18 protein-coding genes and 1 tRNA gene are annotated in these 19,119 nt (G+C 72.9%); 10 read left to right on the top strand and 9 right to left on the bottom strand.

Annotated elements, in window-relative coordinates; translation table 11 throughout:
- Positions 1 to 2: 2 nt before the first annotated feature.
- Positions 3 to 2,072 carry an MDR family MFS transporter gene (locus tag ADL34_RS16500; RefSeq protein ID WP_062667340.1) on the bottom strand — a complete coding sequence of 690 codons (2,070 nt, stop codon included), beginning with the start codon at positions 2,070 to 2,072 and terminating at the stop codon, positions 3 to 5.
- A gap of 283 nt (positions 2,073 to 2,355) precedes the next feature.
- Between ADL34_RS16500 and ADL34_RS16495 the strand changes: the two genes are divergently transcribed.
- On the top strand, positions 2,356 to 3,258 hold the full coding sequence (locus ADL34_RS16495) for a peptidoglycan-binding domain-containing protein (RefSeq protein ID WP_234375034.1): 903 nt from the start codon (positions 2,356 to 2,358) through the stop codon (positions 3,256 to 3,258).
- 239 nt (positions 3,259 to 3,497) lie between these two features.
- On the opposite strand, the gene ADL34_RS16490 is transcribed toward ADL34_RS16495, so the two are convergent.
- Complete coding sequence (locus ADL34_RS16490; protein ID WP_062667336.1) at positions 3,498 to 4,166, bottom strand: HAD family hydrolase; 669 nt, start codon at positions 4,164 to 4,166, stop codon at positions 3,498 to 3,500.
- Positions 4,167 to 4,375: 209 nt separating this feature from the next.
- Positions 4,376 to 4,954: a TMEM165/GDT1 family protein gene (locus ADL34_RS16485; RefSeq protein WP_062667334.1), complete on the bottom strand. Its 579-nt coding sequence runs from the start codon at positions 4,952 to 4,954 to the stop codon at positions 4,376 to 4,378.
- Positions 4,955 to 5,325: 371 nt separating this feature from the next.
- Between ADL34_RS16485 and ADL34_RS16480 the strand changes: the two genes are divergently transcribed.
- The 4 genes from ADL34_RS16480 to ADL34_RS16465 all read left to right on the top strand — a co-directional run bounded on the left by ADL34_RS16480 (position 5,326) and on the right by ADL34_RS16465 (position 9,282).
- Positions 5,326 to 5,970 carry an HNH endonuclease family protein gene (locus ADL34_RS16480; RefSeq protein WP_062667332.1) on the top strand — a complete coding sequence of 215 codons (645 nt, stop codon included), beginning with the start codon at positions 5,326 to 5,328 and terminating at the stop codon, positions 5,968 to 5,970.
- Between the two features lie 67 nt (positions 5,971 to 6,037).
- Entirely contained in the window at positions 6,038 to 7,687 is a 1,650-nt protein-coding gene (locus ADL34_RS16475) for an alkaline phosphatase D family protein (protein WP_062667330.1), read from the top strand.
- A 165-nt stretch (positions 7,688 to 7,852) separates the two neighbouring features.
- Positions 7,853 to 8,473 (top strand): DedA family protein, encoded by a 621-nt coding sequence (locus ADL34_RS16470; RefSeq protein ID WP_062667328.1) that lies wholly within the window; start codon positions 7,853 to 7,855, stop codon positions 8,471 to 8,473.
- A gap of 176 nt (positions 8,474 to 8,649) precedes the next feature.
- The gene (locus ADL34_RS16465) at positions 8,650 to 9,282 is read left to right on the top strand and encodes a hypothetical protein (RefSeq protein ID WP_062667326.1); all 633 of its coding nucleotides are present in this window, start codon (positions 8,650 to 8,652) and stop codon (positions 9,280 to 9,282) included.
- 17 nt (positions 9,283 to 9,299) lie between these two features.
- On the opposite strand, the gene ADL34_RS16460 is transcribed toward ADL34_RS16465, so the two are convergent.
- Complete coding sequence (locus ADL34_RS16460) at positions 9,300 to 9,530, bottom strand: DUF2277 domain-containing protein (RefSeq protein ID WP_062667324.1); 231 nt, start codon at positions 9,528 to 9,530, stop codon at positions 9,300 to 9,302.
- 40 nt (positions 9,531 to 9,570) lie between these two features.
- Positions 9,571 to 10,296 carry a class I SAM-dependent methyltransferase gene (locus ADL34_RS16455; protein ID WP_062667322.1) on the bottom strand — a complete coding sequence of 242 codons (726 nt, stop codon included), beginning with the start codon at positions 10,294 to 10,296 and terminating at the stop codon, positions 9,571 to 9,573.
- A gap of 134 nt (positions 10,297 to 10,430) precedes the next feature.
- On the opposite strand from ADL34_RS16455, the gene ADL34_RS16450 reads away from it, so the two are divergent.
- A complete protein-coding gene (locus ADL34_RS16450; RefSeq protein ID WP_062667319.1) occupies positions 10,431 to 10,772 on the top strand; it encodes a hypothetical protein in 342 nt (113 codons plus the stop codon).
- A gap of 46 nt (positions 10,773 to 10,818) precedes the next feature.
- Here ADL34_RS16450 and ADL34_RS16445 read toward each other — a convergent pair.
- Positions 10,819 to 10,890, bottom strand: a tRNA-Val gene (locus tag ADL34_RS16445).
- Positions 10,891 to 11,104: 214 nt separating this feature from the next.
- Here ADL34_RS16445 and ADL34_RS16440 point away from each other — a divergent pair.
- From ADL34_RS16440 to ADL34_RS34860, 3 genes are all read left to right on the top strand, one after another.
- Positions 11,105 to 11,875 carry a DUF4097 family beta strand repeat-containing protein gene (locus ADL34_RS16440; RefSeq protein ID WP_062667317.1) on the top strand — a complete coding sequence of 257 codons (771 nt, stop codon included), beginning with the start codon at positions 11,105 to 11,107 and terminating at the stop codon, positions 11,873 to 11,875.
- Positions 11,876 to 11,948: 73 nt separating this feature from the next.
- Positions 11,949 to 13,367, top strand: coding sequence for a hypothetical protein (locus ADL34_RS16435; protein WP_062667315.1), 1,419 nt, complete (start codon positions 11,949 to 11,951; stop codon positions 13,365 to 13,367).
- 9 nt (positions 13,368 to 13,376) lie between these two features.
- Entirely contained in the window at positions 13,377 to 13,592 is a 216-nt protein-coding gene (locus ADL34_RS34860) for an FmdB family zinc ribbon protein (protein ID WP_079033540.1), read from the top strand.
- On the opposite strand, the gene ADL34_RS16430 is transcribed toward ADL34_RS34860, so the two are convergent.
- The 3 genes from ADL34_RS16430 to ADL34_RS16420 form a co-directional block, all read right to left on the bottom strand.
- Entirely contained in the window at positions 13,589 to 14,422 is an 834-nt protein-coding gene (locus tag ADL34_RS16430) for a hypothetical protein (RefSeq protein ID WP_062667313.1), read from the bottom strand. The genes ADL34_RS34860 and ADL34_RS16430 overlap by 4 nt on opposite strands.
- Positions 14,422 to 16,872 carry a phosphoribosyltransferase gene (locus tag ADL34_RS16425; protein ID WP_062667311.1) on the bottom strand — a complete coding sequence of 817 codons (2,451 nt, stop codon included), beginning with the start codon at positions 16,870 to 16,872 and terminating at the stop codon, positions 14,422 to 14,424. Before ADL34_RS16425 ends, ADL34_RS16430 begins: the two co-directional genes overlap by 1 nt.
- A gap of 64 nt (positions 16,873 to 16,936) precedes the next feature.
- Positions 16,937 to 18,106 carry an HpcH/HpaI aldolase/citrate lyase family protein gene (locus ADL34_RS16420; protein WP_062667308.1) on the bottom strand — a complete coding sequence of 390 codons (1,170 nt, stop codon included), beginning with the start codon at positions 18,104 to 18,106 and terminating at the stop codon, positions 16,937 to 16,939.
- Positions 18,107 to 18,292: 186 nt separating this feature from the next.
- On the opposite strand from ADL34_RS16420, the gene ADL34_RS16415 reads away from it, so the two are divergent.
- Positions 18,293 to 19,102, top strand: coding sequence for a TerD family protein (locus ADL34_RS16415; RefSeq protein WP_062667306.1), 810 nt, complete (start codon positions 18,293 to 18,295; stop codon positions 19,100 to 19,102).
- Positions 19,103 to 19,119 lie beyond the last annotated feature (17 nt).

Genomic DNA, 19,119 nt, shown 5'->3' with positions numbered 1-19,119 from the left:
CCTCACGCCTCGGCGGGCCGCGCCCCGTTGTGCGGCTGCTCCCGGTCGGAGCCGCACAGTTCGGAGTTGAGCTCCTTCACCAGCTGGACCAGGTCGGTGGGCCGGTCGGGCCCCCACCAGTCCCCCAGCATCTCGGCCAGCGACTCCTCCCGGACGCGGGCCAGGTCCTCGGCGACCTCGCGGCCCCGGTCGGTGAGCACGAGGTCGACCCCTTCACGGACGGCCAGTCCGCGTCCCTCCACCTGCCGGGCGGCGTCCAGGATGACCCGCAGCGGCACGGAGGTGCGTTCGGTGAGGACGACCGGCTCGACCCAGCCGTACCGCTTGATCCGCAGCAGCAGCCAGCCGGCCGCGGGCAGCAGGTCGTACCCGGCCCGCTCGGTGATGGTCGCGTAGATCTGCTTGCGGCCCTCTCGGGTGCCGAGCACCGACAGGGCACGGCACACCTCGTCGTACGAGGAGCGTTCGACCGGGTTGCTGGCCAGGGTCTCGGTGACGTCGGGGGCGGTCACCGATCCGCGCAGCTTGTCCTCGCGCAGGAACCAGGCCAGCAGGAAGCCGAGCAGGGCCACCGGGACGGCGTACAGGAAGACGTCGGTGATGGCCGTCGCGTACGCGTCGAGCGCGGCCGGGCGCAGGGCGGCGGGCAGTCCGGCGATGCCGCGCGGGTCGGCCTCCAGGCCGTCGAGGGAGGCGCCGGGCGGCAGTTCCACTCCGCGGAAGGCGTCCACGAGCAGGCCGTCGAGGCGGCTGGCGAAGATCGTGCCGAAGATGGCGACGCCGAAGGAGGCGCCGATGGAGCGGAAGAACGTGGCGCCCGAGGTGGCGACGCCGAGGTCCTCGTAGGGGACGGCGTTCTGCACGATCAGCACGAGGACCTGCATGACCAGGCCGAGGCCGAGCCCGAAGACGAAGAAGTACACGCTCATCACGGCGGTGGAGGTGCCGGTGTCGAGCTGGTGCAGGAGCAGCAGCCCGAGGGCGGTGACCCCGGTGCCGGCGATCGGGAAGACCTTCCAGCGGCCGGTGCGGCTGACGATCTGCCCGGACCCGGTGGACGACAGCAGCATGCCGGCGACCATCGGGAGCATGTGGACCCCGGACAGCGTGGGGCTGATGCCCTGGACGACCTGGAGGAACGTCGGCAGGTAGGTCATCGCGCCGAACATGGCGAAGCCGACGATGAAGCTGATGACGGCGGACAGCGTGAACGTGCGCACCCGGAACAGCTTGAGCGGCAGCACGGGTTCGGCGGCCCGGTGCTCCACGGCGACGAAGACGAACGCGAGCACGACGGAGGCCACCGCGAGCCCCACGATCTGCGCCGAGCCCCACCCCCAGGTCGTCCCGCCGAGGGACGCCACCAGCACCAGGCCGGTGGCGACGGTGGCGATCAGGAGGGTGCCGAGGTAGTCGATGACGTGCTTGGTGCTCCGGCGCGGGATGTGCAGCACGAGCGCGATGACGGCGAGCGCGACGACGCCGACGGGCAGGTTGACGTAGAACACCCACCGCCAGCTCAGATGCTCGGTGAACACGCCGCCGAGCAGCGGCCCGAGAACGCTGGTGGCGCCGAACACGGCCCCGAACAGCCCCTGGTAGCGGCCGCGTTCGCGGGGCGGGACGATGTCCCCGACGATCGCCATGGACAGCACGATGAGGCCGCCGCCGCCCAGCCCCTGCAGGGCGCGGAAGGCGATGAGCTGGGTCATGTCCTGCGCCATGCCGCACAGGGCGGAGCCGACGAGGAAGATGACGATCGCGATCTGGTAGAGCCGTTTGCGCCCGTACTGGTCGCCGAGCTTGCCCCACAGCGGGGTCGCGGCCGTGGACGCCAGCAGATAGGCCGTCACGACCCAGGACAGGTGCTCCAGGCCGCCGAGGTCGCTGACGATGGTCGGCAGCGCGGTCGAGACGATGGTCTGGTCGAGCGCGGCGAGCAGCATGCCGAGGAGCAGCGCGCCGATCGAGACGAGGACGTTGCCGGACACGTTCTCGTGCGGCTCGGCCCGCCTCTTCGGTGGCTGCGTGTCACGCACTTCCCCCGCCCTGCCGTGCGCATCCCCGGCCATGAAGACCTCCCGACGGTCTCGTTTTCCCCTCCATCGTGATCGCTGTATCCCGTTATGGCCTGTTGAGTCCTCCAGGGAGCGGGTCTTGGCCGGGGTATGCGAAGGAGCCGTGGAGAGCGTCTGCATAATCTGGGGAGTTCGCGAGGGGAGGGACCGACGCGTGACGGAGCCGAGGGGAACCGAGGGGGCCGGGGGCACAGAGCGCCCGGACGGCCGTGCGTGCCCGCGGTGCGGGACGGCGAGGGCGGCCGACCGCACCCCGGAGTGCGGTTGTGCCCAGGACGTGTCGGACGCGCTGCGCGAGGCGCGTACGGCCGAGGCGGCCGCGGCGGAGGACTTCGATCCGCTGCGCATACGCCCATATGTGGAGCTGGAGGGCGGCGCCCCGCCGGACGACGGGGAGACGATGGCGCTGCGCGCGGTCCCGGCGCCTGCCGCGCCGGCCTCCGCGCTGCCCACGCCGCTGGCGTCCGGTGCGAGCGCGCCGAGCGCCCAGGACCTGAGCCTGTTCGACCCGGCGACCGCCAGCCTGCGGGCCGTGGACGGCGGCAGCCGCGGGGCCGCGGCGGGCGGGCGGCGCCGGCGGACGGTCCTGCTGGGCGCGGGCGGCGCGGTCGTCGCCGTGGTCGCGGCGGCGGGCCTGGCGAGCGGGCTGTTCGCGTACGACGCCCCGTCGCGGGACGAGGCGCAGCCGAAGGACGTCAGAGCGGGAGTGCCTGCCGCGTCGGCGAGCACCTCGGAGACGACGCGGGCGCCGGGCGCCACCGCCGTGGCCCCGTCGGCCTCCGCGTCGGCGTCGGCGTCCGCGTCCCCGTCCGGCAGCCCGACGGAGTCGCCGTCCCCGTCGTCCTCCGAGACCGACGCCTCCCCGACGCCGTCGGCCTCGGCCGAGCCGGAGCAGAGCCCCAGCACGGCCGCGAGCAGCGCGCCCGCGGACGGGAACCTCGCCGCCGACCCGGATCCGCCCGTCCTGGGCCGGGGCTCACAGGGCCCGGAGGTCGTGGAGCTGGAACTGCGCCTGACGCAGCTGCGCCTGTACAACCGTTCGGCCCGGGGCACCTACGACCAGCATCTGCAGGACGCGGTCTCCCGGTACCAGTGGGCGCGGGGCATCTGGCCGCAGGAGTGGGGCGTGTACGACCTGAAGACGCGGCAGCGGCTGGAGTCGGAGACCAGCGAGCCGTGACGCCACCCGGCAACCTCCACACGCACCTGCCGCAGACTCGGACCAGCACGTCGGGCCGTACGACCTGAAAGACGCGGGAGCGGCCGGAGGCCGGGACGCAGCGGATCCAGCCCGTACGGCGTGTGATGACGAGGCCCGTCCGGGGCCGAGGCGGGGGTCCGTGGGCGGCAGCCCCCGGGGACGGGACGGGTAGGGGCGGCGGGGGCGAGAGACCCCGAGCCCGAGCCCCACGCGGGCGGTCACCCGACGACGAGCCGGACCGCTCCGCCGCCGATGGCCTCCACCCGCACCCGCCGCAGATCCTGGACGAGTACGTCGGGCCCGTGGAGCCCGGCGCGCGGCCCGACGCCGACGACCCGCATCCCCGCGGCGCGCCCGGCCTGGATGCCGGCGCCGGAGTCCTCGAAGACGACGCAGTCGGCCGGGTCGACACCGAGTTCCGCGGCGCCCTTGAGGAAGCCCTCGGGGTCGGGCTTGCTGGCGCCGACGGACTCGGCGGTCACCCGCACGTCCGGCAGCGCGAGACCGGCGGCGGCCATCCGCGCGGTGGACAGCGCCACGTCGGCCGAGGTGACGAGGGCGTGGGGCAGCCCGCGCAGGGAGGCCAGGAACGCGGCGGCGCCGGGCACCGGCACCACGCCGTCCATGTCGGCGGTCTCCTCGGCGAGCATGCGCGCGTTGTCCGCGTGGTTCTGCTCCATGGGGCGGCCGGGCAGCAGGAGGGCCATCGAGGCGTAGCCCTGCCGTCCGTGCACGACCTTCATCACCTCGTCGCCGTCCAGCCCGTGCCGGTCGGCCCAGCGGCGCCAGATGCGCTCGACCACGGCGTCGGAGTTGACGAGGGTGCCGTCCATGTCGAGCAGGAGGGCACGGGCGGTGAGCACGGTGGGAACGGTGGCGGCCGGCATCGGCTACTCCAAGACAGGGGGTGGGGCACGGGGGTGCCGGGGCGGCCCCCGGGAGGGACAAGGTGGATCCGCCCGCCGGTCAGGGAAAACGGGCGGAGCCACTTTGTTTTTCTACGGTACAAAACCGAGGGCCGTTCGCGCCACCGCATCCGGGAACGTTCGCCGGCCGTTCAGCTCGCGCCGTACGGGTCACGGGTACCCGCCGGGGCTCAGGCGATCGCCTCGTAGAGGCTCCACACACCCAGGCCCAGCATGAGCAGCGCCGCTATCCTCGTGATCAGCTTCAGCGGCACGCGGCGCATCAGCGCCTTGCCGCCGACGATCCCGAGAGCGGCCACGCTCCACAGCGCCAGCACCGCGCCGATGCCGACGGACAGCGGGTCGTCGTAGCGGGCGGCGAGGTTGGCGGTCATGATCTGCGTCAGGTCCCCGAACTCGGCGACCAGGATGAGCATGAAGCCGGCGCCGGACACCTTCCAGAAGGACTGGTTCTCGGGCTTGCGGATGTCCTCCTCGCCCTCGTCCTTCTTCAGCAGCAGCACGGCCGCGCCACCCAGGAAGAGGACGCCGGTCACGGCGTGCACGATCTGCTGGGGCAGCAGCGTCAGCACGCTGCCGGCCGCCACGGCGAGCACGACGTGCACGGTGAAGGCGGCGGCGACCCCGGCGAAGACGTACGAGGCGCGGTAGCGGGTGCCGAGCACGAGTCCGGCGAGCGCGGTCTTGTCGGGCAGTTCGGCGAGGAAGACGACGCCGAAGACGACGGCCGCCACGGTCAGGCTGATCAAGGGTCCTCAATCGGTCGGGGCTGCCCCGCCGAGAGTGCGCTCTGCGCTGCGACACCTCGGCACGGAGCGCACGGGTCGCCCGCACCGGAGGTACGGACGTGCACTGCTTGCCGAAGGTCTCGCTGGCCGACCCCGTGACCGAGGTCCGCCTCCGGGCGCCGGCTCAGACGAGCTGAGCAGTATGTCGACGGTCCGGCGAAGAGCTACTCCCCTTCTGCTGCCCCCATCATACGCGAAACGTTTCGTCGTAAACCTTGTTATGTCATGTACGCGCCATTAGCTTCTTACCGCGCGCACACCTCCCCGCAACACGGCGTCGCGAGCATTCCCGTGCCCGGACGCCAACACCCCCATCCCACAAGGGAGTTCGCATGCCCACGTTCTACGCGCGTCGACGCGTCAGCATACTCGCGGCGCTGACCGGCGTCATCGCCTCCGTCGGACTCTTCAACGGCCCGCAGGCCTCCGCCGCCCTCCCCACCCCGGTCAGCGCCGCCACCGCGCGCGGCTACCTCTCCCAGCTCACCGTCGCCACCGAGAACCGCACCGGCTACAGCCGCGACCTCTTCCCGCACTGGATCACCCAGTCCGGCACCTGCAACACCCGCGAGACCGTCCTCAAGCGCGACGGCTCCGGCGTCGTCACCGACTCCTCCTGCGCCGCCACCAGCGGCAGCTGGTACTCCCCCTACGACGGCGCCACCTGGACCGCCGCCTCCGACCTCGACATCGACCACCTCGTCCCGCTCGCCGAGGCCTGGGACTCCGGCGCCGGCTCCTGGACCACCTCCCGGCGCCAGTCGTTCGCCAACGACCTGACCCGGCCCCAGCTCATCGCCGTCACCGACGACGTCAACCAGTCCAAGGGCGACCAGGACCCCGCCACCTGGATGCCCTCCCGCACCGCCTACCGCTGCACCTACGTCCGCGCCTGGGTGCAGGTGAAGTACTACTACGACCTCTCCGTCGACTCGGCCGAGAAGTCCGCGCTGCAGAACCACCTCGCGAGCTGCTGAGCGCGGATCTTCCCGGCGGCCTCCGTCGCTGCGTACCGTAACGGGGCGACGGAGGAAGGGGCTCACCATGGCCGGACTGCGGCTCGGACCACTGCTGAGGTACATCGACGGCTCGTCCGCCACCATCTGGGTCGAGACCCACCGACCGGGCGCCGTCGAGGTGCGCTGCGCGGACGGGTCCGGCGGGACGGCCGGCACCTTCCGTGTCGCGGATCACCATTACGCGCTCGTCCACGTCACCGGTCTCACACCGGGGACGGCCACCCCCTACGAAGTCTTCCTGGACGACACCCGGGTGTGGCCGGCGGCCGAGGACCCTTTCCCGTCGCTCCCACCGTCCGTCATTCCCATCCCGGGCCCGGACGGCCAGGTACGCGTCGCGTTCGGCTCCTGCCGCTGGGCCTCTCCGCCCACCGGGGAACCCGACCCGGTCGGCCCGGACGCCCTGGACGCCCTCGCGAAACGCATCGCCGCCGATCCGGACGGCGAACGCCCCGACGTCCTGCTGCTCCTCGGCGACCAGGTGTACGCCGACGAGACCTCCGACGCCACCCGCGAGTGGCTCGCGACCCGCCGCGACCTGGACGACCCCCCGGGCGGACAGGTGGCCGACTACGAGGAGTACACCCACCTCTACTACGAGTCCTGGCTCGACCCGCAGGTGCGCTGGCTGCTGTCCACCGTGCCCACCTGCATGATCTTCGACGACCACGATCTGATCGACGACTGGAACACCTCCGCCGCCTGGGTCGCCGACATGCGTGCCACCTCGTGGTGGCACAAGCGGGTGCTCAGCGGCCTGATGTCGTACTGGGTGTACCAGCACCTGGGCAACCTCTCCCCCGCCGAGCTGGAGGCCGACCCGCTGTACGCCTCCGTCCGGGAGGCCGACGACGGCACCGAGGCACTGCGGGCCTTCGCCGCCCGGGCCGAGGAGGACGCGGCCACCGTGCGCTGGAGCTACCGGCGTGACTTCGGCCGGGTACGCGTCGTGATGGTGGACAGCCGCGCGGCCCGCGTCCTGGAGGAGGGCCGGCGCTCCATGCTCGACCCGGCCGAGGCCGACTGGGTGCGCGAACAGACCCTCGACGAGCGGGGCTCCTACGACCACCTGCTCATCGGCACGTCCCTGCCCTGGCTGCTGCCCAACCTGGTGCACGACGTCGAGGCGTGGAGTTCCGCGCTGTGCCGGGGCGACAGGGGCACCCGCTGGGCACGGCTCGGGGAGAAGCTGCGCCGCGCGGCCGACCTGGAGCACTGGGCCGCCTTCCCCGAGTCCTTCGACGCCCTGACCGACCTCGTCGCCGAGGCCGGGTCCGGCCCGGACGCCCCCGCCACCGTGTGCGTCCTGTCCGGCGACGTCCACCACGCCTACGTCGCCGAACCCACCTGGCCCGGCTCCGAAGGCCCCCGCGCCCGCGTCCTCCAGCTCACCTGCTCGCCCGTGCACAACGCGATCCCCGCCGCCATGCGGTTCGGCTTCCGCTTCGGCTGGAGCGGACTCGCGCGCGGCCTCGGCGGCTGGATCGCCGGACACGGCCGCTCCCGGCGCCCGGGCATCGACTGGCGCCGCACCGGCGGCCCCTGGTTCGGCAACCAGCTGATGACCCTGACCCTCGACGGACGCGCGGCCCGGCTGCGGCTGGAACAGGCGCGGGCGGGACGCGGCGCACCGGCACGGCTGCAAACGGTCATGGAGACCGACCTCAGCCGCTGACCCGTCCGTACGACGCGGTGAACGGTTCACGCCGAACACACGAGCCCCCGATGAACCGGATGTCACACCAGCGGCGTACGCTGTATGGCTGACACAGGCCGCTCCTGCCGCTCCCCCGCGACACCGCGGCACGGTTGGCCACGGGGGTGAAACCGGGGAGTTGCGGTGCTCGAAAGTCTCGCGGACGTGGGATCGCTGACGGCGGCCCCATGGATCTACGCGGCCGTCGGGCTGTCGGTCCTGCTGGACGTGTTCCTGCCGGTCCTGCCCAGCGGCGTCCTCGTCATCACCGCGGCCACGGCGGCGGCCGCCGGCTCCGGCGCCGCGACCGGCCAGGTCCCCGACGACGTCCCCGACATCCTCGCCCTCACCCTGTGCGCCGCCACGGCCTCCGTCCTCGGCGACCTCGTCGCCTACCGGCTCGCCTGGCGCGGCGGCCCTCGCCTCGACCGCGCCCTCGCCCGCTCCCGCCGGCTCGCCGCCGCGCAGGAACGTCTCGGCGCCGCCCTGTCGCGCGGCGGCGGCGCCCTCGTCGTCCTCGCCCGCTTCGCCCCGGCCGGCCGATCCCTGGTCTCCTTCGGCGCCGGCGCCACCCGCCGCAGCCCCCGCGACTTCCTGCCCTGGTCCGCCGTCGCCGGTCTCGCCTGGGCGATCTACAGCGTCGCCCTCGGCTACCTCGGCGCCCAGTGGCTCGGCGCGACCTGGGTGGCCACGCTCGTCTCCGTCGCGGCGCTCTTCGGCGCCGGAGCCGTGGCCACGTTCCTGATGCGCCGCACCCCCGCCTAGGGTCGTTCGTTGGGATCAGGCCGGATCAGCGAGCCCGGCATGACCCAAACGAGAGGCCCGCACCCGACCGCACTCCCGGTGACCCTGAGTGGCCGGGAGGCTCCGCCGCGTGCACGATGGGTCACATCGAGAGGCCACCCGGCCCGGCCGATGTGTTCGCGTCCGAAAGGGACCCCATGAGCGCTCGCGCGCCGAAGGCGACGACACCACCCCGACGGCCCCGCGCACGCACCGCCCTGGCCGCACTCCTCCTCGCGGCCCTCGGCGCGACGGGACTCGTGGCCTGCGGCGGGGACGACGACGGCGACGGCGCCGCGTCCGCCCGCCCCACCCCGACACCCCCCGACACGGCCTCCTTCTCCGGCTCGCCGGCGCCCGGCCTGTCCTCCCTGGAGGCGTCCGCCCGCGAACGCGCCTCGGCCGCCGCCTCCTCCGCCTCCGCCCGCGCCTCCGAGTTCGAGGCCTCGGTGTCGGCCGAGGTCAAACGGGCCAACGACGCAGCGCAGAAGCAGCTCAAGAACGTCGACGGACGCGGCAACGCCACCGCCGACGTCTCCCTCACCGGAAAGCCCCGCGCCGACACCGGCAACCTGCTCGCCGTCGTCGTGGCCATCACCAACCGCACGGACGACACCGCGTCCTACGCCGTGCAGGTCGACTTCCGCGACCCGGACGGCAAGGTCGTCGAGACCCGGTTCGTCGGCGCCGAGGACCTCGGACCCGGCGAACGCGCCGAGCCCGTCGCCATCAGCCGCAAGCCCCCCGAGCCCCGGCTGACCGCCGAGATCGCCAAGGCCCAGCGCTACTGACGCCGGACCGGCTCGGCTCAGCCCGCCTGCCGGGCGGCCTGCCCCCTGACCTCCAGGCCGTCGAGCAGCTCGGCCGTGGCCTGCGCGATCACCTCGACGGCACGGTCGAAGACCTCGCGGTTGTGTGCGGCCGGGGCCCGGAAACCCGACACCTTGCGTACGTACTGGAGGGCGGCGGCGCGGATCTCGTCCTCCGTCGCCTCCTCGGGCATCGCGGGTGGACGAAGCGTCTTGATGCTGCGGCACATGCGCCCAGTCTCCCCCCGACGGGCCCACCGCGTGAACCTCTCACGGACGCCGCGCGACGAAGACGAACTCCCGCCCCGGCCGGTCGGGCGCGTCCCGCACCTCGTCCACCACGAACCCCTCCGCGACCAGATCCGCCTCCACCTCCCCGCGCTCCCGGAACCGCAACGTGGAATCCGAGGTCAGCACCGCCCCGTCCGCGCCGAACACGAAGTTCGACCGGAAGGACACCAGCGGCAACCGCACGTCCAGCAACTCGAACCACGTCTCGACCGCCTCGGCCCCCGGCACCTCCGTCACCCGGCGGGACCGGTCACGCGTCCACTCCTCCCAGGCGCGCCGGGCCGGATCACGCGTCTCGAAGACCAGCCGTCCGCCCGGCCGCAGCGCCTCACGGGCCCCCCGCAGCGTCCCCCTCCAGACGGCCGGTTCGACGATGGCCTGCGCCACGTTCGCCGTCATCGTCACGAGGTCCACCCGCAGCGGCGGAAGCGCCGTCGCCTCCCCGTGGATCCAGCGCACCCGCTCCCCGCCCGGCTTGGCCCGGGCCACGTCGAGGGACGCCCCGGCGGGATCGACACCGACGACCTCGATCCCCCGATCGGCCAGCAGCAGCGCGAACACCCCCGTGCCACACCCGATGTCCAGCACACTCCGCGCCCCGAACTCCTCCGCGATCGCCACGTAGACGTCGAGATCACGGCGGTCGGGGTCGAGCGGATCGTAGAGCGCGGCGAGCCGCGGATGCCCGAAGCAGTCGTCCACCATGCGCGCGAACCTAGGCGGTGCCTCAGCGCCCCACCACCGGATTTCCGCGTCCGCACTCGCCCCTCACACACCCGTTCGCATGAACCTCCCGAAGCGACTCGCACCCCTAAATCGAACAGGCGTAGCATTGAGCCGTGGCTACGCCCTATGACTTTCCGAGTGACCTCCGCGCCGGTCAGGAGGAGCTGCATCAGGTCCGGGCCGAGCTGTCGGCCCTGCTGAAACGGCTGCCCTGGTCGGTCGTGCCCCTGGACGGCTTCAGCGACGACAACGGCTGGCGCAAGATCGAGCGCCCGGCCTCCCCCGGCTGGACGGAGGACGAACAGGCCGAGGTCGAGAAGCTGCGCCGCCGCGAACACGAACTCGCGGTGTTCGTCAGCGGCCACCGCTTCTGGTCGCAGCTCGACGGGGCTGCCCGGGTCGACGCCCGGATGAAGCTCAAGCACGCGGACGAGAACCGGGAGGAGACACCCTGACACGCGAAAGGACCCCGGTCACCCGACCGGGGTCCTTCCCTGCGTGTGGGCGCGGACGGTTTCGAACCGCCGACATCCTGCTTGTAAGGCAGGCGCTCTACCCCTGAGCTACGCACCCGAGAACGAGTCGACAGCCTACATTGTCCCGGGCGTCGGGCCACAAACCCATATCCGGGGTCCCGGGCGGTCCACCGGCGGGTGCACCCGGGGGCTACCCCCACCCCCGGTCCGGTGGTGGGCCGGATCCTCCTGTGGGGCGTTCGTCCGTACGGTCGGAGCATCGTCGCAATCCGGGCCGGGAGAGGTCCGGGACAGCTCAGGGGGAGATCGTCATGGCCCGTACCGTTCCCGCTCGGATCGCCGTCGCCGGGGTGCTCGTGGCGCTCGTCGCGGGGGTGAGTGCGTGCGGGGCGTCCGCCGGGGACGACACGGAGCCGGAGCACCGGTCGTTCGCGTTGGAGGGGCGGACGCTGACGGTGGACTCGGACGACTCGGCGCTGGAGATCGTCGCGGCCGAGGGGCACAAGGCGGGGTCGGTCGAGGTGACGCGGTGGTTCGAGGGGTCGGTGGTGTTCGGGGAGGACCCGAAGGTGACCTGGTCGATGAAGGACGACCGGCTGGTGCTGCGGGAGAAGTGCTCCGGGGTGGTCGCCGACTGCTCGGCCAAGCACCGGATCGAGGTGCCGCGCGGGGTCACCGTGCGGGTGCTGGACGGGGACGGGAGTGTGCGGGCGCGGGGGTTCGAGGACCCGTTGCACATCCGTACCGGGGACGGTTCGGTGCAGGTCAGCGACTCCAGTGGGCCGCTGGACCTGGAGACCGGGGACGGTTCGGTGCGGGTGTTCGACGTGGCGTCGCGGGAGGTGCGGGCGAAGACCGGTGACGGCTCGGTGCGGCTGTCGCTGGGGAGCGTGCCGGATCTGGTGGAGACGCGCAGCGGGGACGGTTCGGTGACGGTGGAGGTGCCGCGGGCCGGTTACCGGGTGGAGGCGAAGGCCGGGGACGGTTCGGTCGACGTGTCCGTGCCGCGGGACGCCTCCAGCTCCCGGCGGATCAGTGCCCGCAGCGGCGACGGGAACATCACGGTGCGAACGGCGAACTGACCGGCCCGTGTGTTCGTCCTTCACCGGTGGGAGAATGACACCGGCAGGGTGAATGACAGCACGGGAGAGGGATGTGACGGCGACACCTGAGCAGCCGAACTCGCCGTCCGTGCCGCCCGTGACGCGGCGGCACCGTCCTGTGCGGGTGCGGCCCGGTGTGCGTCGTGCCCTGGACCCCTTGGTGCCGGCCCTCGTCCTTCCCGTCGTCGCCGTTCTCGCGCTTCCCGCCGCGTTCGCGGGCGGGGGGACCCGGCGCTGGTTCGGCGGGCGGGCGGAGAACCAGCGGGCGGAGGCGCAGGCCGCGAAGGACGACGCCGCGGCCGCCTTCTACGAGCTGGACACCGCGCAGCGGGATCTGCGGATCTCGATAGAGACGATCGCGGCCGTGGACGACTCTCCTGCGGCCCTGCGGGCGATCGACGACTTCGACGCGCTGGGCCGGCGGATCGACGAGGCGAGTCACCGTTACATCCAGGCGGTCGACGCGCACGATCTGGACCGTGACGACCTGGAGGCCGCGGCGGCCGGCCGGGCGCGTGCAGAGCTGAGCCGGGCGAAGGACGACCTGGACGGCGTACGGCGGGAGCTGGAGCGGTTCGCGGACGGGCTGGGGCCGCTGCTGGGGAAGGCGGAGACGCAGCTGGCGCGGCTGGCGCCGGCGGTGGAGCGGGCCCGGCAGGGGCTGCTCGCGGCGTCGAACGCGCTGGACGCGGTGCGGGAGTCGGGCCTGCGGGCGGACGATCTGGCGGCGCGGCTTGCGGCTCTGGGGCCGGAGCTGACGCTGCTGAACGAGGGCGCGGGGCGGCATGGTGTGCCGCAGACGCTGGAGCGGGCGGAGCGGGTCGCGCGGGAGGCCGGGGCGATCCGGGCGGAGGCGGAGCGGCTGCCGGAGCGGGCGGCGGAGATCGATCATCGGCTGGTGTCGCTGCGGACGCGGGCGCAGGCGCTGACGACGCGGGCGGAGCAGGTGGAGCCGGTGCTGAGCGAGTTGCGGCGGCGGTTCACGGTGGCGTGCTGGCAGGACCTGCAGGGGGTGCCGGAGGTGGCCGCGGAGAATGTGCGGCAGGCCGAGGTGAAGCTGCGGGAGGCGCGGGCGGCGCGGGACGAGCAGCGCTGGCCGGACGCGACGGCGTTGCTGTCGACGGTGCGTGCGTTGTTGAACACGACGGACGAGTCGGTGTCGGCGGCGGGTGACCGGCTGCGGCTGCTGAACGCGGTGCAGAAGGATCCGCAGCAGGAGATCGACCGGACGCGGTTCGCGATCCGGGACGCGCAGCGGCTGGCGATGTCGGGGCGGAACACGCCGGATCCGCGGCACGCGCGGCCGCTGGACGAGTCGGTGGCGCGGCTGGAGCGGGCGGCCGGCACGCTGGAGGGCCGGCATCCGGACTACTGGCACTTCCTGACGGAGACGGAGGCGGTGCGGCAGTCGGTGGCGCGGGTGGTGGCGCAGATCCGTGAGGAGCGGGGCGGCGGTCACGGACCGGGCTAACCTGGGGTCATGCCTCGCTACGAGTACCGCTGCCGCAGTTGCGGCGACACGTTCGAACTGAGCCGGCCGATGGCGGAGTCGTCCGCTCCGGCGAGTTGCCCGGCCGGGCACGACGACACGGTGAAGCTGCTGTCGACGGTGGCCGTCGGTGGGACGGCGAGCGCCCCCGCGGCGCCGAAGGCGTCCGGCGGGGGCGGCTGCTGTGGTGGCGGGTGCTGCGGCTAGTTTCCTGCGGCTCCGCCGGCCGTCGTCGTGCCGGCCGTCTTCAGGAACTCCCGCAGGATGCGCTCGCCCGCGAGGACGCCTCGTTCGGGCAGGGCGGTGACGGCGGGGGCGGTGAAGGCGGTGTCGGCGAGTTCGCCGTGGCCGGGGCGCCAGCCGCGGTCGGCGGCGAGCAGCAGGTCGGCGTCGAGCAGGGAGTCCCCGGCGGCGAGGGTGAGTTCGGCGCCGGTGCGGCGGGCGAGTTCGCGCAGGGCGGCGCTCTTGGTGAGCGGTTTGGGGACGGCGTAGATCTTGCGGCCCTGGAGGGAGACGGTCCAGCCGCGGTTCTCGGCCCAGACGGCGAGTTCCTTCACCCATTCCTCGGGGAGCAGTTCGCGTTCGACGACGAGGTAGGCGAAGAGGTCCTCGGCGACGCGGTGCTTGCGGACCCAGGCCGGTGAGGCGGTGGCCATCAGGTGGTCCTGGATCTCGGCGAGCGGTGCGCAGCTCTCGGCGAGGCGGGCGGTGACCTGGGCGTGCCAGTCGGGGTCGGAGACGCCGTCGACGAGCAGGTGCCCGCCGTTGGCGCAGATGGCGTAGGTGGGGGGCGGCCCGGGCAGGTTGATGCGCTGGTACTGCTTGCGGGTGCGGGTCGTGGTGGGGACGAAGAGGGCGCGGTCGCCGAGGTCGGTGAGCAGCTGGGCGGCCGTCTCGGTCATGTAGGACAGCGGTCTGCTCTCGTGGACCTCGACGCAGAGCAGGCGTGGGGCGCGGGCGTCGGGCATGGTGAGCGCGAGCGCGGCGGAGGAGTAGATCAGGGTCCGGTCGAGGTCGCTGGCGACGATGACGGGCATCAGAGGTTCACCGCCCGGCCGTCGGCGCCGGTGGCGCCCCGGGTGTACTTGGGGTGGATCAACCCGACGCAGGTGTAGGGCAGTTCGGGGACCTCCTCGACGGGTACGCCGCGCTGGTCGGCGAGCAGGCGGACGTGGTCGAGGTCGGCGCCGGCTCCGGCGCGGGCGAGGATCTTCCAGGGGACGCGGCGCAGCAGGACGCGGGTGGTCTCGCCGACGCCGGGCTTGACGAGGTTGACGTCGTGGATGCCGTACTCCTCGCTGATGCGTTCGACGGCGGCCCAGCCTTCCCAGGTGGGGGTGCGGTCGGTGGACAGGAGTTCCTTGGCGGTGGCGTCGACGGTGTCGGTGACGTCGGGGAAGCGGGCGGAGACGGCGTCGAGGAAGGCGACGGAGACGTCGGAGCCGGCGAGTTCGCGGTAGTGCTTGGCGCCGTGGAAGTCGTGGGGGCCGACGAGGTCGGCGCGCAGCACGGTGCGGGAGATCAGGCCGGAGACGGTGGAGTTGAGGCAGGCGGACGGGATGAGGTAGTCGTCGCGGGTGCCGTAGGTGCGGACGCAGGAGCCGGGGTCGGCGAGCACGGCGATCTCGGGGTCGAAGCCGGTGATGCCGTCGGTGGCCTCGAACCCGCGTATCGCGGTGGCGAGTTCGCGGGTGATGGCGCCCTTGCCGGTCCAGCCGTCGACGAAGACGACGTCGCGGGGGTCGTGGTGGCGGGCGAGCCAGCGCAGGGCGTTGGCGTCGATGCCGCGGCCGCGCACGATGGACACGGCGTAGTGGGGCAGTTCGAGGCCGTGCCGGAACTGGGCCCAGCGGCGCATGAGGATGCCGACGGGGGTGCCGGCGCGGGCGAGGGAGACGAGCACGGGCCGGGGTGAGCGTTCGGCGAGGACGATCTCGGTGACGGCTCCGACGGCCTGGGCGAGGCGGCCGGCGGACTCCGCGAGGGCGGTGTGGAAGAGCGCCTGGTACTGCTCGCTGGGCTGATACTCGACGGGCAGGGATTCGGCGTAGTGGGCGCCGCCGCTCTGGATGGCCTCCTCGCGTTCCTCGGTGGGTGCCTCCAGGGTGACGTCCGAGAGGTCCTGGAGCAGCCAGCCGACCTCCTCGGGTGCGTACGAGGAGAAGGCGGGGCCGCGCAGGGGCTCGGGCAGCATCGGGGGCCTTTCGGGCAGGGCGAGGGGGCCGGGGACGTACGAGGGGACGACGGCCAGCAGGACGTGCGGGGTCTGGGCGGCGAGCTGGGCGAGGAGTCCGTCCGGGTCGTGCAGGGCGGGGGTGTCGGCGGTGGAGTCGACGACGGTGACGACGGCGTCGAAGCCGGCGCCTGCGACGTTGTAGGCGTAGCGCTCGCCGGGGCCGTCGGCGGGGTCGTCGTGGGCGGGGAAGACGAGGCGGGTGCGTATCGCGTAGCCGGGGTCGTCGACGGCGAGGACGGGTGAGCGGGTGGTGGTGGAGTAGCGGACGTCGAGGCCGGTGGTCTGCTCGAGTTCGCGGGCGAGCCGCAGCGGCGCGTACATGAGTTCCTCGAAGCCGAGGACGAGGACGCGGCGGGCGCCTGCGGGGAGGGCCTGGGCCAGGCCGGCGGCCATGGCGGGCAGGGCGTTCTCAAGCCGGGTGCGGTGGGCGGGAGTGAAGCCGTGCCGGCCGCCGTCGGGGAGGCCCGCGGGCCAGTGCAGGTCGACGCGGGTGGGCGGGGGTGCCGTGGTGCCGGTGGGGGCCGGGGGCGCGGTCTCGTGGCGTGCGACGAGTTCCTGGCCCTTCTCCAGTACTCCGTCGGGGAGCCGTACGGTGCCGGTGGCGGCGGTGACGAGGTCGACGCGGGCGCCGATCTCGCGGGCGAGGTCGTCCAGGCGTCCGGCGTCGGCCGGGGAGCGCATGTCGACGAGGGCGACGACGACGTAGCGGCGGCGCGGGTAGCGCTCGTGGAGTTCGCGGATGGTGTTCAGCACCGTGTTGCCGGTGGAGAACTCGTCGTCGACGAGGACGAGGGGCCCGTCGCCGACGAGGAGGGTGGGGTCCTCGGGGAGCAGCAGGTGGGAGGTGGCGTGGGAGTGGGACTCCTCGAAGCCGCCGGCGCGGGCGACGCCGGGGACGGGGCGGCGGGTGGAGTGCAGGTAGGGCGCGAGGCCGAGGCCGTCGGCGACGCAGTGGCCGAGGCCGGTGGCGGTCTCGGCGTAGCCGAGGACGACCGCGGCGGCGGCGTCCTCGTCGCCCAGCAGGTCGCGGACGCGGCGGCCGAGGGCGTGTCCGGCGTCGTGGACCACGGTGGGTGACTGGGGTACGTGCTTGCCGAGCACGTTCGAGACGAGGAGGTGGGCTCGTTTCGGGTTGCGGCGCAGGGCCAGCCCCAGCAGGTCGGTGAGCGTGTCGTCGCCCACGAGCTGGACTCCGAGCCGTTCGGCGACCCAGCTTCCGGACCAGACCCCGTTGTTCACTGCGTTGTTCATGCGTCCCTTGGATCGAGTGGCCGGGCGTCCCGTCGTGGGCCCGGCCGTGCGGATGCCGGTCCGGTCAGGCCGGTATGCCGGCGGCGAGCAGCTCCACGAAGCCGATGTCCTCGTTGGCCACGCCGAAGACCTCGGCGCGCAGGAGGGTGCGCTCGGCCCAGGCGCGGTGCGGTTTCACCTCGTTCATCTTGTTCGTGTACTGCGACCTCAGTACACCTCCGCCGCCGCATTCGGGCCGCAGGATGTCCTGGGCGTCGCTGAACTCCTCGTGGCTGACGACGGACAGCGCGTGCACGGGCAGGACGTGGGAGGGGTGGATGCAGGTCTTGCCGAGCAGGCCGTTGGCGTGGTCGAGGGTGATCTCGCGCAGCAGGCCGTCCATGGCGTGCTCGATGAGGGCCTCGCGCAGTGCCTCGGCCTGCCCCTCGAGGAAGGGGCTGCGGCGCAGCTGCGGCTTGAACATGCGCTCCTGGACGCGGAAGTACTCCCAGACCGGGCCGGTGACGGTGAAGCCGGTGCCGTCGGCGCGGCCGAGCATGTTGACCACGTCGGAGATGACGGAGGCGACGATCTGGACGTCGTAGGCGGTCATGTCGGGGGCGCGGCGCAGGCCGTACGAGGAGCAGAAGTCGGTGACGCCGAGGCGCAGCGCGAGGACCCGGTCGCGGTACTTGTCGACGGCCCGGAAGATGCCCTCCAGGGTCTCCATGCGGGACTCGCGGTAGAGCAGTTCGGGTGACTCCAGGACGGGCATGGCGAACAGCCGGCGTCCGCTGTCGGTCTCGGCGTCCGCGAGGGCCTCCAGGAACGGCATGCCGCGTTCCTCGGTGAACTTGGGCAGGACGAATCCGGAGAGCAGCCGGACGGCGGGGCCGAGGCGGCGCACGAGGTCGGGTATCTGCTCGGGGGTGCGGACGCGGATGAAGAGCAGCGGCGGGTCGTCGGCGTCGGGGCGGCCCGCGAGGTCGGTGAGCTGGACGACGAGGTTCTCCTCGCCGGCCGCCACGTCCTCGTCGCCGATGGAGTCCTCCAGGCACAGCACCATCGAGACCACGCCGCGGGCGCTCTGCTTGACGATGTCGTCGGTCAGCCGGGGACGGGTGGCGGGGCTGTAGAGCGTGGCCCCCAGGGCGGCCGAGAGCAGCCGTGACGGGGAGTCGGCGGTGAAGGCCCCCGGCTCCCGGTGGAACAGGCGCTGACGCACCTCTGGGGCGATGTGCCCGAAATGACGCATGGAGCTCCCCCGTGGTGACTCAGTGTCCCCTGTGACCTGTTCACAGGTGGCCGGTAATAGTACGTAGATACCCATGTCGGGGGTTCCCGACCGGCATGAATTTCTGGTAACGCGGATCAGCACATCCGCGCACACACCGTGTACCCCGCGTTGTCGTGACCAGGACGGAGAGGGCAGGATGACCGTATGACGCACGCGATGCTGAAGGGGTCGAACATCCCGCTGGAGGCCACCACGGTACGCGCCGTGCTGCGCTGGACGCCCGGGCAGGGGGTCCCCGACGTCGATGCCTCGGCTCTGCTCCTCGGCCCCGACGGTCGTGTGCGCTCCGACGAGGACTTCGTGTTCTACAACCAGCCCCGGCACCCCTCGGGGACGGTGTGGCGGCTCGGCAAGAAGCAGGGCGCCGAGGGCCTCACCGACACGATCCAGACAGAGCTGACCGGTGTCGAGGCGGCCGTCGGCCAGATTCTGCTCGTCGCGTCGGCGGACGGTGTCCCGTTCGACCGCGTACGCGACCTGCGTATCACGCTGTACGACGCCTCGGCGGCGGAGGGCGAGCCGCTGGCCCATTTCGACATCAAGCCGGAGACGGGCGCGGAGACCGCGCTGATCTGCGGCGAGCTGTACCGCCGGGGTGATGGCTGGAAGTTCCGCGCCCTGGGCGAGGGCTACTCGGACGGCCTGAAGGGACTGGCCACCGACTTCGGGATCTCGGTGGACGAGTCGGAGGCGGCCGCGCAGGAGCCGCCCGCCGCCCAGGCCCCCGAGGTGTCCCAGCCGCTGCCTCCGGAGCAGCCCACGACGGTGGTGCCGCAGCAGCCGTCGTACGGCTATCCGCAGCAGCCCCCGCCGACCCAGCCGGCGTACGGCTATCCCCAGCCGGCCGGGACGGGCGCGGCGGCGGGGTACGGCTATCCGCCTCCGGCGACGGCACCCGGCCCGGCGCCGGAGGTCCGCCTGCCTCCGCAGGGCCCGCAGTTCATCGGACGCTGAGCAGGCGCCGCCGAGCC

This window comes from Streptomyces sp. NRRL WC-3605 (genome assembly GCF_001509795.1).
In the GTDB taxonomy this organism is placed as follows: domain Bacteria; phylum Actinomycetota; class Actinomycetes; order Streptomycetales; family Streptomycetaceae; genus Streptomyces; species Streptomyces viridochromogenes.
Note: the sequence above shows the minus strand (reverse complement) of the source record. Positions and strands in the feature narration are given on the sequence as shown.